We start from the raw sequence: 15,641 nt of genomic DNA, 5'->3' as shown, positions 1-15,641 counted from the left end.
GTCATCGCAGGAACGCCGCCGCCACGCCGGAGTCGACGGGGACGTGCAGCCCCGTCGTCCGGGTGAGCTCGCCACCGGTCAGCGCGAAGACGGCGTCGGCGACGTGCTCGGGCAGCACCTCGCGCTTGAGCAGGGTGCGCTGGGCGTAGAACTGGCCCAGCTCCTCCTCCGGGACCCCGTAGACCGCGGCGCGCTTCGCACCCCAGCCGCCGGCGAAGATGCCCGACCCGCGGACGACGCCGTCGGGGTTGATGCCGTTGACCCGGATCTGGTGCGGGCCGAGCTCGGCGGCCAGCAGGCGCACCTGGTGCGCCTGGTCTGCCTTGGTCGCGGAGTACGCGATGTTGCTCGGGCCGGCGAACACCGAGTTCTTGCTGGAGATGTACACGATGTCGCCGCCCATCCCCTGCTCGATCATGATGCGGGCGGCCTCGCGCGACACCAGGAAGCTGCCCTTGGCCATCACGTCGTGCTGCAGGTCCCAGTCGTCCTCGGTGGTCTCCAGCAGCGGCTTGGAGATCGACAGGCCGGCGTTGTTGACCACCAGGTCCACCCCGCCGAAAGCCAGCACCGCCGACCGGAACGCCTCGGCCACGGCCTCGGCGTCGCTCACGTCTGCCGCCACGCCCACCGCGACGTCGGCGTTGCCGATCTCGGCCGCGGCGTCGGTCGCCTTCTGCAGGTCCAGGTCGGCGACGACCACGCAGGCCCCCTCGGCCGCCAGCCGGTGCGCGATCGCCTTCCCGATGCCCGACGCCGCGCCGGTGACCAGCGCGACGCGCGTGGCCAGCGGCCTGGGCCTGGGCATCCGCTGGAGCTTGGCCTCCTCCAGCGCCCAGTACTCGATGCGGAACTTTTCGACCTCGTCGATGGGCGCGTAGGTCGACACAGCCTCGGCCCCGCGCATCACGTTGATGGCGTTGACGTAGAACTCGCCGGCCACCCGTGCCGTCTGCTTGTTCGCCCCGAAGCTGAACATGCCGACGCCGGGCACGAGCACGATCGCCGGGTCGGCGCCGCGCATCGGGGGGCTGTCAGGGGTGGCGTGCCGGGAGTAGTAGGCGGCGTACTCCGCCCGGTACTCCTCGTGCAGGGTCCTCAGCCGCTCGACGACCTCCTCCACCGGCGCGGTCGCCGGCAGGTCGACGACCAGGGGGCGGACCTTGGTCCGCAGGAAGTGGTCGGGGCAGGAGGTGCCCAGCGCCGCCAGCCGGGGGTGCTCGGCCCGGGACAGGAACTCCAGGACGACGTCGGAGTCGGTGAAGTGCCCGACCTGCGGCTTGTCGGTCGAGGCCAGTCCACGGATCACCGGGGCGAGGGCGGCGGCCCGGTGCCGCCGCTGGGCCGGCGGCAGGGGCTCGAGACCGGGGACGACGGCGCCGAAGGGCTCGGCCGTGCCGCGCTCGGCGAGGAACTGCTCGGCGGTGCGGATGATGTCCAGCGAGTTGGCCTCGGCCTCGTCGCTGGTGGCGCCCCAGGCGGTGATGCCGTGCCCGCCGAGGATGCAGCCGATGGCCTGCGGGTTCTTCGCCCTGATCTCGGCGATGTCGAGGCCCAGCTGGAAGCCGGGACGGCGCCACGGCACCCAGACGACGCGGTCGCCGAAGCACTCGCGGGTCAGCGCCTCGCCGTCGGCGGCGGTGGCCAGTGCGATGCCCGAGTCGGGGTGCAGGTGGTCGACGTGCGCGGCCTCGACCAGCCCGTGCATGGCGGTGTCGATGGACGGCGCCGCCCCGCCCCTGCCGAACAGGCAGAAGTCGAAGGCGGCGACCATCTCGTCCTCGCGGTCGACCCCCGGGTAGACGTCGACCAGCGAGCGCAGCCGGTCCAGCCGCAGGACGGCGAGGCCGGGCTCGGTCAGGGTGCCCAGGTCGCCACCGGAGCCCTTGACCCAGAGGAGCTCGACCGGCTGCCCGGTCACCGGGTCGGTCTCGGTGCCCTTGGCGGAGGTGTTCCCGCCGGCGTAGTTGGTGTTGCGCGGATCGGCGCCCAGCCGGTTGCTGCGCTGGATCAGCTCGCGGACCACGGGGTTCGTCACGAGAGGGTGTCCTTCCGGTGCTTCCGGGAAGGGACCTCCCGCAGGGGAGGTCCCGGTTGTCGGCCCCGTCCAGGGCACCGCCCCGGGCCTGCGCGGGGTGGGGGGACGGGGTCCTCCTTCAGGCGCCCCAGCCGGCCTGCTGGCCGCCGACGCGCTCGCGGGCGATGCGCTCCTGGTGACCGGAGCGGGCGTAGGCGGCGTACGGGTCGGGGTCGAGGCCCTTCGACTCGCGCAGCTCGGCCAGCAGGGGGCGCACGTCGGTGGAGTAGGCGTCCATCAGCACACCGTGGGCGCCGAGGACGTCACCGGCGAGCTGGGCCTCCCGCAGCGCGTCACGGTCGACCAGCAGCGCCTTGGCCGTGGCCTCCTGGACGTTCATCACCGAGCGGATCTGGCCGGGGATCTTCGGCTCGATGTTGTGGCACTGGTCGAGCATGAAGTTGACGTTCGACTCGGGGCGGTGGGCGTCCTGGGCGACGATCTCGTTCATGATCCGGAACAGCTGGAACGGGTCGGCCGAGCCGACGATGAGGTCGTCGTCGGCGTAGTTGCGCGAGTTGAAGTCGAACGCACCGAGCCGGCCCAGGCGGAGCAGCTGCACGACGATGAACTCGATGTTGGTGCCCGGGGCGTGGTGGCCGGTGTCGAGGACGACGGTCGCCTGCTCGCCGAGCGCCAGGCAGTGCACGAGCGAGGTGCCCCAGTCGGGGATGTCCATCGCGTAGAAGTACGGCTCGAAGAACTTGTACTCGAGCAGGATGCGGTGTCCGGGGTCGAGCATCGCGTAGACCTGCTGCAGCGAGTCGGCGAGCCGGTCCTGGCGGGCGCGCAGGTCGTCCTGACCCGGGTAGTTGGTGCCGTCGGGCAGCCAGATCTTCAGGTCGGTCGAACCGGTCTGCCGCATGACCTCGATGCACTGCGCGTGGTGCTCGACCGCCCTGCGCCGGACGGCGGGGTCCGCGTGCGTCAGCGACCCGAGCTTGTAGTCGTCGTCCTGGAACAGGTTGGAGTTGATCGCACCGATCCGGACGCCGAGGTCGGCGGCGTGCGCGGCGAGCTTGCCGTGGTCGTCGACGAGGTCCCACGGGATGTGCAGCGACACCCGCGGTGCGACGCCGGTGTAGCGGTGCACCTGGGCGGCGTCCTCGAGCTTCTCGAACGGGTCACGTGCCACACCGGGCTGGCCGAACACCTTGAACCGGGTGCCGGAGTTGCCGAACGCCCAGGAGGGCAGCTCGATGGTCTGCTCGGCCAGCGCGGCCAGGGCGCGGGTGCGGGGGTCGGTCACGGTCGGGCTCCTGTGGGTGCGGTCGCTTCTCCTGCCGCCCCGAGCTGGGCGTCGAGGTCGAAGACGAGGTCGAGCGTGGACTTGCCGCGGCCGTCGCCGGTCGCGAAGAAGGGGGCCATCTCCGCCTCCCAGCGGGCGCTGACCTCGGTGGCGTCGACGGCGGCCTGCGCGGCGGCGAGGTCGTCGGTGTCCACGACGCCGACGAGCAGGCCGTCGTCCCGGAGGTAGAGCTGGTAGTTCCGCCAGCCGGCGTCGCGCAGCGCGCGGAGCATCTCCGGCCAGACGGCGGCGTGGCGTTCGCGGTACTCGGCCAGCCGCTCGGGCCGGACCTGGAGGGTGAAGCAGACTCGGGGCACCGGTCCCTCCGCGTCGAGCAGGCCGAACTGCGGCGGCCACGCATGTGGTGAAACGATTCATACGTGACGCACGGCACAAGGTAGTACTGCACCCTCGCGACGTCAAGGGAGCGGCACCGCTGCGACCCGGCTCCACCACGTCAGGGGCGCCGCACCCGTCGATCGGGCCGCCACCCCGGCCCCGCGGCGCCCGGCCGCCGGAACGCGCGCACCCCGGGAAGCTGCGGCTCGGCGGGCCTGCCATCCCCCGGCGCCGGCCAGGACGCGGGTGACCGGCCCGTGCCGCGGGAGCGTCGCCAGGCCCCGGAGGGGATCCCGGTCGGGCCTCGGCGAGCACACCCCTTGACGCGACCCGACCCCCGCCCTACTGTGGCCCGCGCCACATGAATCGTTTCACGGCAACCCGTGGGCTCTGTTCAGCATCCACGGGCCGCCCAGGCCCCGGCACAGGGCCGGGACCTCCCACGGGAGCGATCCCGAGCTGCGACGAGATGAGGGTGAGGATGTTCCGTAGGAGGAAGCTGGCCGCCGTTGCCGGTCTGGCGCTCGCTCTGGTGGCCTCCGGCTGCGGCCAGGGCAGTGGGGGCTCGGCCTCCGGCGGGGCAGGCGGAGGTGGAGGTGGCGGCGAGGACCAGGTCACCGTCGCGTTCGTGCCCAAGCTGCAGGGGATCCCCTACTTCGAGGCCATGAACACCGGTGGCCAGGCCGGCTGCGAGGAACTCGGCTGCCAGTGGCTCTACCAGGGGCCGGTCACCGCGGACCCGGCTGCGCAGGCCGACATCGTGCGGTCCTACATCCAGCAGGGCGTGGACGCCCTCATCGTCGCCCCCAACGACCCCGACTCGATGGCCCCGCTCCTGCAGCAGGCGCAGGACGCCGGCATCGCGGTGGCGACCTCCGACACGGACGCACCGAACTCGGTGCGTCAGGTCTTCGTCGAGCAGGCCTCGACGGAGGGCATCGGCCAGGCCCTGACCGACGCGCTCCTGGAGGCGATGGGCGGCCGGGGCAAGTACGCGATCGTCTCCTGCGGGCAGACCGCCGAGAACCTCAACAGCTGGATCGAGGTCCAGCAGGCCTACACCGCCGAGAAGTACCCGGACGCCGAGATCGTCGACATCGTCTACGCCGGTGAGGACCAGGCGAAGGCGACCCAGATGGCGACCGACCTCATGAACGCCCACCCCGACCTGACCGGCCTGGTGGGCGAATGCACCTCGTCCGCACCCGGTGTGGCCCAGGCCGTTCGGGACGCCGGGAAGATCGGCCAGGTCTTCACCGTCGGGCTGGGGACGCCGCAGTCGATGCTCCCCTACCTGGAGGACGGTTCCTCCAGCGCGAGCATCCTCTGGGACGTCGAGCACCTCGGGTACCTGACCGCGTGGGCGGGCGTGCAGCTCGCGCAGGGCAACCAGTTCCAGGCCACGAACGACGTCAGCGACGACATCACCGGCGTGACCTACGACGACCAGACCAAGGTGCTCCTGCTCGGCCCGCCGCTGCGGATCACCAAGGACAACGCGGGCGACTACGACTACTGATGCCCCGGGAGGGCCGGGCCACCCCGGCCCTCCCCGGGCCTCACGGTCGAACGAGGACACGATGACCGATTCGCCAGCCACCGGGGCGACCGACGCGGCGCCCTCCTCCCCCTCCGGTCCGGGAGCCGCTCAGGAGCGGCTGTCCGTCCGGGGCGTCTCCAAGCGGTTCGGTGCCGTGCGGGCCATCCGCAACGCGGACATGACCGTCCACGTCGGCGAGGTGCACGCCCTCGTGGGCGAGAACGGCGCCGGCAAGTCCACCCTGATCAAGATCCTCTCCGGAGCGGAATCCGGCGACACCGGGGAGATCACCTTCGACGGACGACCGGTGACGATCGACGACACGGCCGACGCCATCCGGCTGGGCATCGCGACCGTCTACCAGGAACCGCAGCTCTTCCCCGACCTGACCGTGGCCGAGAACGTCTTCACCGGCCGGGAGATCACCCGGCGGGGCAAGGTCGACTGGGCCGCCCAGAACGCCAAGGTCGTCGAGCTGCTCGAGCTGATCGGGCTGCCGGCCCGGTACGCGACCGTCCCGGTCAGCGAGCTGTCCATCGCCGAGCAGCAACAGGTCTCGATCGCCAAGGCCCTGGGCGGAGACGCCCGGGTCCTCATCCTGGACGAGCCGTCGGCGATCCTCACCGGCAGCGAGATCGAGGTGCTCTTCGGTGTCGTCCGCCGGCTGGCCGCCTCCGGCGTCTCGATCATCTACATCTCGCACCGGCTCGACGAGCTGTTCGAGATCGCCGACCGGGTCACGGTCATGCGGGACGGCGAGACGGTCGGCACCTGGCCGATCGGGGAGCTGACCGTCCGGCGCATCGTCGAGCTCATGGTCGGCGGGATCCTGGAGGACACCCCCGCCGAGCACGCCGTGGCCGAGGCCGAGCCGCGGCTGGTCCTCGAGGGCCTGGGCGCGGAGGGCGAGTTCGCCGACGTGGACGTCGCCGTCCGCCCCGGCGAGATCGTCAGCCTCTACGGACTCGTCGGCTCCGGTGCGGCCGAGATCGCCGAGACGGTCTACGGCATGCGCCGGGCCACCGCGGGGCGGATCCTGCTCGACGGCCGGCCGATCGCGCCGCGCTCCCCGCGCGAGGCCAAGAAGCTCGGCATCGCCCTGCTGCCGGCCGACCGCAAGGGGCAGGGGATGTTCTCCTTCCAGTCCATCGCGTTCAACATCTCGGCCGGGCACCTGCCCCTCCTCTCCCGCCTCGGCGTGTGGATGGACCGCCGCCGCGAACGCGACGTCGCCCGGGAGTTCATCGAGCGGCTCTCCGTGAAGACCCCGCACGAACGCCAGCCGGTCTCCGCGATGTCCGGCGGGAACGCCCAGAAGGTGGTCCTCGCCCGTCAGCTGGTGGAGCGGCCCCAGGTCCTCGTGCTGGCCGAGCCGACCCAGGGCGTGGACGTCGGCGCCAAGGAGGAGATCCACAAGATCATCCGCAGCCTGGCCGACGAGGGCACGGCCGTGCTCATCGTCACCTCCGACCTCGCCGAGGCGATCCGGGTCTCCGACCGGCTGCAGGTGGTTCGCGGCGGCACCACCACCGTGGAGTTCGGCCGCGGGGCCACCCAGTCCGACGTCCTCGCCGCCGCCGCCGGCGCCCTGGAACAGGAGGCAGCGTGAGCACCCCGGCCACGACTGCGGGCGACCGGCCGCCGCCCGCCCCGCGGACCCACGAGGCGGCGGCGCGGGGGCGCGTGCTGCCCTTCCCGATCACCGGTCAGGAGATCGTCCTCATCGCGGTGATCGCGGTGCTGTGGATCGGCCTGTGGCTGGCCACCCCGGCATTCCTCACCAGCGGGTCGATCGTGCCGCTGTTCGTCGCGACGGCCCCGGTGGCCCTCATCGGCATCGGGATGACCGTCATCATCATCACCGGCGGCATCGACGTCTCCGTCGGCAGCATGGTGATGGTCTGCTCCGTGGTGGTCGCCCAGCAACTGGTCTCGAGCGACCTCTCCCTGCCCGCGGCGGTGCTGCTCTCGGTGGTCGTCGGCGGTGTGCTCGGGCTCGTCAACGGCGTGCTCATCGCCTACGGCCGCGTGCACGCGATCATCATCACGTTCGGCACCTTGAACCTGTTCCGGTTCCTCGGCCTGCAGCTGTTCGGGGGCACCACGGTCAACGGCATCCCGGACACGCTGGCCGTCTTCGGCCGCGGCGACGCCGGGCGCACCCTGGGCGTCCCGCACAGCTTCCTGCTCATGGTCGTGATCGCCGGGCTGGCCTGGTACTACCTGCGGCACACCGCCGGTGGTCGGCACCTCTACGCCATCGGCGGCGACGCCAACGCCGCCCGCCTGGCCGGCGTCAAGGTGCAGCGACGCATCCTCCTGGCCTACGTCGCGACCGGCCTGCTCACGGGCCTGGCGGCCTGCTTCGTGATCGCCCAGGGCACCGCCACCCTCGCGCCGAACGTGGGTGACGGCATGGAGCTGGCCGCGATCGCGGCGGTCGTCATCGGCGGCACGTCGATCATGGGCGGCCGCGGCTCCGTCCTCGGGACGGTGCTGGGTGCGCTCCTCGTGCAGACCGTCACCTCCGGGGTGACCCAGCTCAACTGGCCGTCGCAGCTGGCCAGCCTGTTCATCGGCATCTTCATCCTGATCGCCGTGGGAGCCGACCTGCTCCGCCAGCGGGCGAGGAGGACCCCGTGAGCACCGCCGTCACCTCGTCGGCCCCCGCCCGCGAGCCGGGGCCGAACACGACCGCCCCCGAGCGGCCCTCCCGGCTCCGGCAGCTGCCGGCCACGCTCCTGCGGGCGCTGCTGACCCAGCGGATCGTGCTGCTCCTGGTCCTGCTCCTCGCGGTCGTCGTCACCTTCGTGGTCCTGAGCCAGCGGAACTACCTCACCGCGCCCTACGACGCGTCCTACATGTCCGCAGCCCTCATCAGCGCCGTCCCGCTGGTGATGCTCGGCCTCGCGGAGCTGCTGGTCATCACCTCCGGCCGGGGCGGCATCGACCTGTCCGTCGGGGCGATCGTCTCCCTGACCAGCATGGTCTTCGGGTTCGCCTACGGACAGTGGGGCTGGCCGCTGTGGCTGGCCATCCTCCTGGCCGCGGCCTTCGGCGGGCTGCTCGGGGCCGTGAACGGGGTCCTGATCGCCTACATCGGCTACCCCGCCCTGATCACCACGCTGGCCACCTACTACGCCTTCTCCTCGCTGGCCATCGTCGTCAACGCCCAGCAGCCGATCAGCACACCGCCGATCCAGCAGCTGTACTCCACCGCGCAGTCGGTGTCGGTCCTCGGACTCCCGGTGCCCCTGGGCACGCTCACGTTCCTCCTCCCGACGGCCGTGGTCGTCTGGCTGCTCCTCAACCGCACCACCTACGGGCGCCGGCTCTACGCGATCGGCACCAACGACGTCGCAGCCCAGTGGACGGGCATCGACGTCCGGCGCTCCCGGTTCACCGCCTACCTGCTCGCCGGGGTCATCTCCGGCCTCGTCGCCGTGGTGACCGTCGCCCAGTTCGCCTCCGCCCGCCCGGACGCCGGTACCGCCGGCAACGGCATGGCGCTGCCCGCGATCACCATCGCCGTGCTCGGCGGGGTGGCGATCACCGGCGGCATCGGCCGGGTGGCAGGGGTCGTGCTCGCCACGCTCCTCGTGGTGTGGCTCAACGCCGGCATCCTCCTCGCCGTCCCCGGCAACGCCGGCACGCAGTTCCAGCTCTTCGCACTCGGCGCCGTCCTGGTCTTCGCCGCCCTGCTCAACGGACTGACCACCCGGCGCTACGGAGCCCGCTAGGAGATCCCCATGGCCATCACCCACGGAATCCACGCGCTGGTGTGGACGGGAGGCTGGACCGCCGAGGAGGCGCGTCACGCCATCGCCTCCTCTCGCGAGGCCGGCTACGACCTGATCGAGATCGCCCCGATCGACCCGACGGCGTTCGACCCGGCCATGACCGCGCGCCTGCTGGAGGAGCACGGCATGCGGGTGAGCGCTTCGCTGGGGCTCAGCGAGGACACCGACGTGTCCAGTGAGGACCCCGAGGTGGTCGCCCGCGGCCGGGCGCGGCTTGCCCAGGCGCTGAACGTGCTGCGCGACAGCGGCGGCGACGTGCTGTGCGGCGTCCTGTACTCGAAACTCGGCAAGTACGCCGGCCCGGCCACCGAACGCGGCCGGGCCAACTCGCAGGAGACGATCGCCTGGCTGGCCGACGAGGCGGCGGCCTCGGGGATCACCCTCGCCCTCGAGTTCTGCAACCGGTACGAGACCAACATCGTCAACACGACCCAGGAGACCCTGGACTTCATCGCCGCGGTGGACCGGCCGAACGTGATGGCGCACCTGGACACGTACCACATGAACATCGAGGAACACTCCTTCGCCGAGGCGGTGCGTGCGGCCGCGGCGGCCGGGCGGCTCGGTTACGTGCACGTGGGTGAGTCCCACCGCGGCGCCCTGGGCACCGGATCGATCCCCTGGGGCGAGTTCTTCGGCGCGCTCACCGAGGTCGGCTACGACGGCATCGTGACGTTCGAGTCGTTCTCCTCGGAGGTCGTGCACCGGACCCTGTCGAACGACCTCGCCATCTGGCGCAACCTGTGGACCGACAACGCCACCCTCGCCCGCGACGCGCTCGCCTTCACCAAGGCCGGGCTCCGGGCGGCCGCCGAGCGGGCACCGGCCGCCGGTGTCGCGGGGCCGGCCGGACGTGGTGACTGAGACGATGCGAAGCCGTTCCCACCCGTGACCGCGACCGCCGAGGAGGAGCCCTGCGCGCCAGCATCCGCGACGTCGCCGGACGGGCGGGGGTCTCGGTCGGCACGGTGAGCAACGTGCTCAACCGGCCCGACCTGGTCAGCGACGCCACCCGCCGGAAGGTGCAGCAGGCGATCTCCGAGCTCGGGTTCGTGCGCAACGAGTCGGCACGGCAGCTGCGGGCCGGCTCCAGCCGCACCGTCGGCCTCGTCGTCCTCGACATCGCCAACCCGTTCTTCACCGACGTCGCCCGCGGGGTGGAGGACGTCGTCAACGCGGCCGGTCTGGCGGTCATCCTGTGCAACTCCGACGACCGTCCGGAGAAGGAGTCCGCCCACCTCGCCGTGCTGGCCGAGCAGCAGGTCCAGGGCGTGCTCATCACGCCGACCGCGGAGCTGACCCCTGACCTGGAGACGCTGCGTGCCCGCGGCGTCCCGGTGGTGCTGCTCGACCGGCGCGCGCCCGGACCGGACCAGTGCGCCGTCGCCGTCGACGACGTCCTGGGTGGACGGCTGGCCGCCGAGCACCTGCTCGAGCGGGGCCACCGCCGGATCGCGTTCGTCGGTGGGCACTCCGACCTGCCCCAGGTGCAGGAGCGCCACGCCGGCGTGGAGCGGGCGCTGCAGGAGACGCCGGGCGCCGAGCTCACCGTCCTCTCCCCGGCCGAGCTCACCGTCGCGGGCGGGCGCGAGGCCGCCGGGCGAGTGGTCGGCATCCCGGCGGCCCGGCGGCCGACGGCGGCCATCTGCGCCAACGACCTGCTCGCCCTGGGCCTGCTGCAGGGGATGGTGCGGCACGGCGTGCGGGTGCCGGACGAGTTCGCGATCGTCGGCTACGACGACATCGAGTTCGCCGCCGCGGCCGCCGTCCCGCTGAGCTCGGTGCGCAAGCCGCGCCAGGAACTCGGCCGGCGGGCGGCAGAGCTGCTGCTGGACGAGGGACGGGAGGGCCACCGCCACGAGCAGCCGGTCTTCGCACCGGAGCTGGTGGTCCGCGAGTCCAGCATGGTCCGCCGGGACGCCGCGGCGCAGGGCGGCGGACGGCGCTGAGGGTGGCGCCGCCGCAGGTGCGCCGACTTCCGGGACGGCCCACGACCGGGCACCGGGACCACCCGCGCAGCTCACCCGTCCGCGGACGGCCCCGCCGCGACCGCGACGAGGCCGTCCGCCGGCGGATCAGTGCGCCGCGAGGACCGGATCGCCGGCCTGCGCCGGCCGCAGGGACCGCACCGCCACTGCCGCGGCCACGCTGACCGCGCCGATCACGAGCAGGGCCGAGGTCAGACCGCTGAGCGCGCCGCTGATCGCGAGCACGACGAGCGGGCAGACGAACTGGCCGATGAACAGCGCCGAGGTCCAGACCCCGGTGCCACGGCCGCGCTGCTCGAACGTCAGCGAGCCCAGCGCCCAGGTCAGCATCGCCGGGAGCAGCAGCCCGTTCCCGAGCCCGGTGACGACGGCGAAGACGACGACCACCGGCACCGCCGGGGCGAGAGCCAGCCCGAGGAGGCCGACGCCGGAGAGCCCGAACGCCAGCGGCACCGTGACCGCCGGGCCGAGCCGGGCCAGCCGGCCGAAGAGGAACGCGCCGACGGCCGTGCCGAGGGAACCGATCGCGCTGACCGCACCGATGGTGCCCGTGCCGGTCACGCCGATCGCGTCGAGCTTGAAGGACAGCTCGACGATGAGGACGTAGAAGACCAGCCCTCCGAGGAGGGTGACACCGACGGGTGCGGCCAGCCGACGCCACGGCAGCGGGGGCAGCTTCGTGGCGCGCGGGTGCGCCCGGGCCCGAGGGGCGGGCTGCCAGATGTGCTTCGCGGCGAGGAGGGCCAGCGGCAGGCTGACGACGTAGAGCCAGAACGGCGTCCGCCAGTCCTGCGCGCCCAGCGCGCCACCGACGGCGAAGAAGACGGTGGCCGAGACGGTGGTGCACACGACCTGCAGGCCGAAGTAGCGCTCCCGCTGGGAGCCGTGGAAGTAGTCGGCCAGCAGGGTGGTGCAGCAGGTCATGATGGCCGCCTCGGTGAGCCCGAGGAGCACGCGGCTGGCGACGACGAGCTGCAGGGACGGCAACCACAGCGGCGCCGTCCCGACGACGGCGTACACGACCAGCGCGCCGACCAGCAGCCGCTTGCGGCCGACCTCGTCCACGATCCGGCCGGCGACCATCGCCGTCAGCCCGATCACCAGCGCCGGCGCGGTGAGCACGACCGGGGTGAGCGCCTCGACCCCGGGCGTGCCGGCGAAGGCGTCCTGGATGCGGGGCAGCACCGGCGCGAGCAGGACGGCACCCAACACCGACAGACAACTGGACACCAGCAGGACGAACGCCTGCATCCGACCGGCGGGGCGGCCGGTGGACGGGTCGACGGCCACCCCGCCGGCGAGGGGCTCCTCGACGGCGGGGGTGGAGCTCGCGAGCGGTTGCGACACGGGGCTCTCCGGTTCTCGGGGTGCCGACCGCGGTGATCGGCATCACTGGCGGAGAAGTGTCAGGACGGCGCGGAGCGAGCGGAAATCACTTCTCCCGGGGTGGGGTATCAGTCAGGTCGATACCGGACCGGGCGCCGGGTCCGATCGCCTGCTCGGCAGCCCGCGACACGACGTCTCGCAGGTACCGGTGCTCGGGGTCGTCGTCGTAGGCGGGGTGCCACCACATCGCCTCCACCAGCGGCCCCGCCTCGAAGGGACACGGCAACGCGCGGATGCCATGTCGAGGGGCAGCAGGCTGACCAGCCTGCGCTGCAGCAGGGCGATCCGGTCGCTGCCGGCGACGAGGGCCGGCACGGTCAGGAAGTCCTCGTTGACGACCTGGACCCGGGGCTCGATGCCCAGCATGCGCATCTGGCGCGCGGCCGGCGTCGACGCCGTCTGACCGTGGTAGGTGGCCACCCACGGCAGCGTCTCGAGGTGCTGGACGGTCAGCCCCTCGTCGACCACCGGGTTGTCGGCCGAGACGACGCAGACCCACTCGTCGCGGTAGAGGTCGCGGTGCGAGAGGTCGCTGACGAACCCGTGCGGCAGCAGCAGGAGGTCGGTTCCGAGGAGTACCTGATCGGCGCGCTCGACCATGGCCGGCGTGTGTGGCGTGAGGCGCAGCCGGGTGTGTGGCGCCTCCTCCGCCAGCAGGGCGGCGATCGTGTCACCGAGGACGACGACGACGTAGTCGCTGACCAGGATGGAGAACTCGCGGGTCGACGACGCGGGGTCGAACTCGGTCTGGGCGGTGAACACCCGCTCGACGCCGGACAACGCGAGGCGGACCAGGTCCTTGAGCTGCGCGGCCAGCGGGGTGAGCCGGTACTCGTTGCCGACCCGGGTCAGCAGCTCGTCCCCGAAGTGCCGGCGCAGCCGGGCCAGCGACGCCGACAGCGCCGGCTGGGAGAGCCCCATCTGCTGCGCGGCCCGCGTGACGCTGCGCTGCTCGAGCAGCGCATCCAGGGAGACCAGCAGGTTGAGGTCCAGGCTCGCCAGGTTCACCACGTGAGTATCCGTCTCGCTGATGACCCGCATCACACATCTCGTCTTCCCGGGTGACACGCGTCCGTAGACCGTTGGGCACGTGACCGACACGCCACAGCTGGACCGCACCGACCCCGACGGCGCCATCGCGGCCGCGGCCGCGCGCTGCTCCAACCGGGGCCGGTGGGGCGACGAGGACGTGCTCGGCACGCTGAACTTCCTCGACGAGGCCAAGCGGGTCGAGGGCGCGCGGCTGGTGCGCCGGGGCGCCAGCTTCTCGCTGGCCCAGTCCTTCGACGCCGACGGGCCGCAGAGGGGCTGGCGGCGGCGCACCAACCCGGTGCACACCATGCTCGACACCGGCCTGGACGCCGAGCGCGGCCAGGGCTTCCCGCACGGCCTCGGCGGCGCCGACGACGTCGTCTTCATGCCGCTGCAGGCCTCCACCCAGTGGGACGGCCTCGGCCACATCTTCGACCACGGCACGGCGTACAACGGCCGCCGCGCAGGGGACGTCGTCACCAGCGAGGGCGACCGCGTGACCGGCATCGAGACGGTCGCCTCCCTGATCACCGGCCGCGGCGTGCTGCTCGACGTCGGCCGGGCGCTCGGCACCGACGGCGAGCTGCCCGACGGCTTCGCCATCACCGCCGACCACCTCGAGGCGACCATCGCCGCCCAGGGCGAGAGCGCCCGGGTCGGCCGCGGCGACCTGCTGCTCGTCCGCACCGGCCGGCTCGCCCGGGCGCGGCGGGAGGGCTGGGGCGACTACGCCGGCGGCGACTCCCCCGGCCTGTCGTTCACCACCGCCGACTGGCTGCACGGCGCCGAGATCGCCGGCGTCGCCACCGACACGTGGGGCTTCGAGGTCCGCCCCAACGAGTTCGACGTCGCCTTCCAGCCGCTGCACCAGGTCGCCATCCCGCACATCGGCCTGTTCATCGGCGAGATGTGGGACCTCGACGCGCTCGCGGCCGACTGCGCCGCCGACGGCGTGTGGCACTTCCTCCTCACCGCCGCCCCCCTGCCCGTGACCGGCGCCGTCGGCGCCCCGGTCAACCCGATCGCCGTCAAGTGAAGGAGCTCCAGATGTCCGCAGTGGACGAGGTCCTGGTGGTCGGCAGCGGCCTGGCCGGGACCGCCACCGCCATCCGCCTGGCCGAGGCCGGCGTCGCCGTCGACCTCGTCGAGGTCAAGCCGGAGGTCACCGCCCTCGGCTCCGGCATCACCCTGCAGGGCAACGCGCTGCGCGAGCTCGACCGGCTCGGGGTGTGGGACCGGGTGCGCGAGCGCGGCTACCCCTTCGACGTCACCGGCATCCGGGCGCCCGACGCCGACGGCACGGTGCTGTTCGAGGTCCCCGACGCCAGGTCAGGTGGCCCGGGGTATCCCGCGGTCATGGGCATGTCCCGGCCGGAGCTCGCCCGGATCCTGCACGACCGCGCCGCCGAGGTGGGCGTCCGGCTGCGGTACGGCGTGACGTTCACCGACCTGCACCAGGACGGCGCGGGCGTCGACGTCCCGTTCACCGACGGCTCGACCGGCCGCTACGACCTGGTGGTGGGCGCCGACGGCGTCCGGTCCGCCGTCCGGCGGGCCGTCGGGATCGAGCTGGAGACCCGGCCGACCGGGATGGGCATCTGGCGTGCGTTCGGCCCGCGTCCGGAGAGCGTGACCCGCACCGACCTGTACTACGGCGGTCCGTGCTACATCGCCGGCTACTGCCCCACCGGGGAGGACTCCCTCTACGCCTACATCGTGGAGGAGGCGCAGGACCGCTCGGCGATGACGCCCGAGGAGCGGTTGGCGACCATGCGGCAGCTCTCGCAGGCCTACCACGGGCCGTGGGACGAGATCCGGGAGAGCCTCACCGATCCGGCCCGGGTCAACTACACGTGGTTCGAGACCCACCTGCTGCCCGCACCGTGGAACCGCGGCCGGGTCGTGCTCATCGGCGACGCCTCCCACACCTGCCCGCCCACCATCGCCCAGGGCGGCGCGCAGGCCCTGGAGGACGCCGCCGTCCTGACCGACCTGCTGCTCACCCGCGACGCGCTCGACCAGGACGTGTGGGACGCCTTCCACGCCCGCCGGCTGGAGCGCGCCACGACCGTGGTCGACGCCTCCAACCAGCTCGGCCAGTGGCTGCTCGACCACGAGCAGGGCGACGTGCCGGGCCTCATGCGCAGCGTCGCCGTCCTCGTCGCCCAGCCCGCCTGAAAGAGGACCTCGT

Annotated in this window: 13 protein-coding genes; 8 read left to right on the top strand and 5 right to left on the bottom strand. The window is 72.7% G+C overall.

All coding sequences use genetic code 11. The features are described from left to right. Position 1: 1 nt before the first annotated feature. The 3 genes from ACWIX3_RS16300 to ACWIX3_RS16290 all read right to left on the bottom strand — a co-directional run bounded on the left by ACWIX3_RS16300 (position 2) and on the right by ACWIX3_RS16290 (position 3,682). Positions 2 to 2,038, bottom strand: coding sequence for a bifunctional aldolase/short-chain dehydrogenase (locus ACWIX3_RS16300; protein WP_448608386.1), 2,037 nt, complete (start codon positions 2,036 to 2,038; stop codon positions 2 to 4). Positions 2,039 to 2,156: 118 nt separating this feature from the next. Continuing rightward, entirely contained in the window at positions 2,157 to 3,326 is a 1,170-nt protein-coding gene (rhaI, locus tag ACWIX3_RS16295) for an L-rhamnose isomerase (protein ID WP_448608385.1), read from the bottom strand. Further along, positions 3,323 to 3,682 carry an L-rhamnose mutarotase gene (locus ACWIX3_RS16290; protein WP_448608384.1) on the bottom strand — a complete coding sequence of 120 codons (360 nt, stop codon included), beginning with the start codon at positions 3,680 to 3,682 and terminating at the stop codon, positions 3,323 to 3,325. Before ACWIX3_RS16290 ends, rhaI begins: the two co-directional genes overlap by 4 nt. A gap of 503 nt (positions 3,683 to 4,185) precedes the next feature. Between ACWIX3_RS16290 and ACWIX3_RS16285 the strand changes: the two genes are divergently transcribed. The 6 genes from ACWIX3_RS16285 to ACWIX3_RS16260 all read left to right on the top strand — a co-directional run bounded on the left by ACWIX3_RS16285 (position 4,186) and on the right by ACWIX3_RS16260 (position 10,993). Further along, a complete protein-coding gene (locus ACWIX3_RS16285; RefSeq protein WP_448612481.1) occupies positions 4,186 to 5,223 on the top strand; it encodes an autoinducer 2 ABC transporter substrate-binding protein in 1,038 nt (345 codons plus the stop codon). A 61-nt stretch (positions 5,224 to 5,284) separates the two neighbouring features. Continuing rightward, entirely contained in the window at positions 5,285 to 6,853 is a 1,569-nt protein-coding gene (locus tag ACWIX3_RS16280) for a sugar ABC transporter ATP-binding protein (RefSeq protein WP_448608383.1), read from the top strand. After that, positions 6,850 to 7,887 (top strand): ABC transporter permease, encoded by a 1,038-nt coding sequence (locus ACWIX3_RS16275; protein ID WP_448608382.1) that lies wholly within the window; start codon positions 6,850 to 6,852, stop codon positions 7,885 to 7,887. The genes ACWIX3_RS16280 and ACWIX3_RS16275 overlap by 4 nt, the downstream gene beginning before the upstream one ends. Next, positions 7,884 to 8,984, top strand: a complete 1,101-nt coding sequence (locus tag ACWIX3_RS16270) for an ABC transporter permease (RefSeq protein WP_448608381.1) — start codon at positions 7,884 to 7,886, stop codon at positions 8,982 to 8,984. The genes ACWIX3_RS16275 and ACWIX3_RS16270 overlap by 4 nt, the downstream gene beginning before the upstream one ends. A gap of 9 nt (positions 8,985 to 8,993) precedes the next feature. Further along, positions 8,994 to 9,908 (top strand): sugar phosphate isomerase/epimerase family protein, encoded by a 915-nt coding sequence (locus tag ACWIX3_RS16265; protein ID WP_448608380.1) that lies wholly within the window; start codon positions 8,994 to 8,996, stop codon positions 9,906 to 9,908. Then, complete coding sequence (locus ACWIX3_RS16260; protein ID WP_448612480.1) at positions 9,905 to 10,993, top strand: LacI family DNA-binding transcriptional regulator; 1,089 nt, start codon at positions 9,905 to 9,907, stop codon at positions 10,991 to 10,993. Before ACWIX3_RS16265 ends, ACWIX3_RS16260 begins: the two co-directional genes overlap by 4 nt. Positions 10,994 to 11,119: 126 nt before the next feature. On the opposite strand, the gene ACWIX3_RS16255 is transcribed toward ACWIX3_RS16260, so the two are convergent. After that, complete coding sequence (locus ACWIX3_RS16255) at positions 11,120 to 12,379, bottom strand: MFS transporter (protein WP_448608379.1); 1,260 nt, start codon at positions 12,377 to 12,379, stop codon at positions 11,120 to 11,122. A gap of 111 nt (positions 12,380 to 12,490) precedes the next feature. Beyond that, positions 12,491 to 13,459, bottom strand: coding sequence for a LysR family transcriptional regulator (locus ACWIX3_RS16250; RefSeq protein WP_448608378.1), 969 nt, complete (start codon positions 13,457 to 13,459; stop codon positions 12,491 to 12,493). Positions 13,460 to 13,508: 49 nt separating this feature from the next. Here ACWIX3_RS16250 and ACWIX3_RS16245 point away from each other — a divergent pair, with 49 nt between their 5' ends. Next, a complete protein-coding gene (locus tag ACWIX3_RS16245; RefSeq protein WP_448608377.1) occupies positions 13,509 to 14,486 on the top strand; it encodes a cyclase family protein in 978 nt (325 codons plus the stop codon). An 11-nt stretch (positions 14,487 to 14,497) separates the two neighbouring features. After that, positions 14,498 to 15,628, top strand: coding sequence for an FAD-dependent oxidoreductase (locus ACWIX3_RS16240; RefSeq protein ID WP_448608376.1), 1,131 nt, complete (start codon positions 14,498 to 14,500; stop codon positions 15,626 to 15,628). Positions 15,629 to 15,641 lie beyond the last annotated feature (13 nt).

Source organism: Geodermatophilus sp. URMC 60, from assembly GCF_053502585.1.
This window is presented reverse-complemented; position numbering and strand designations above follow the sequence as displayed.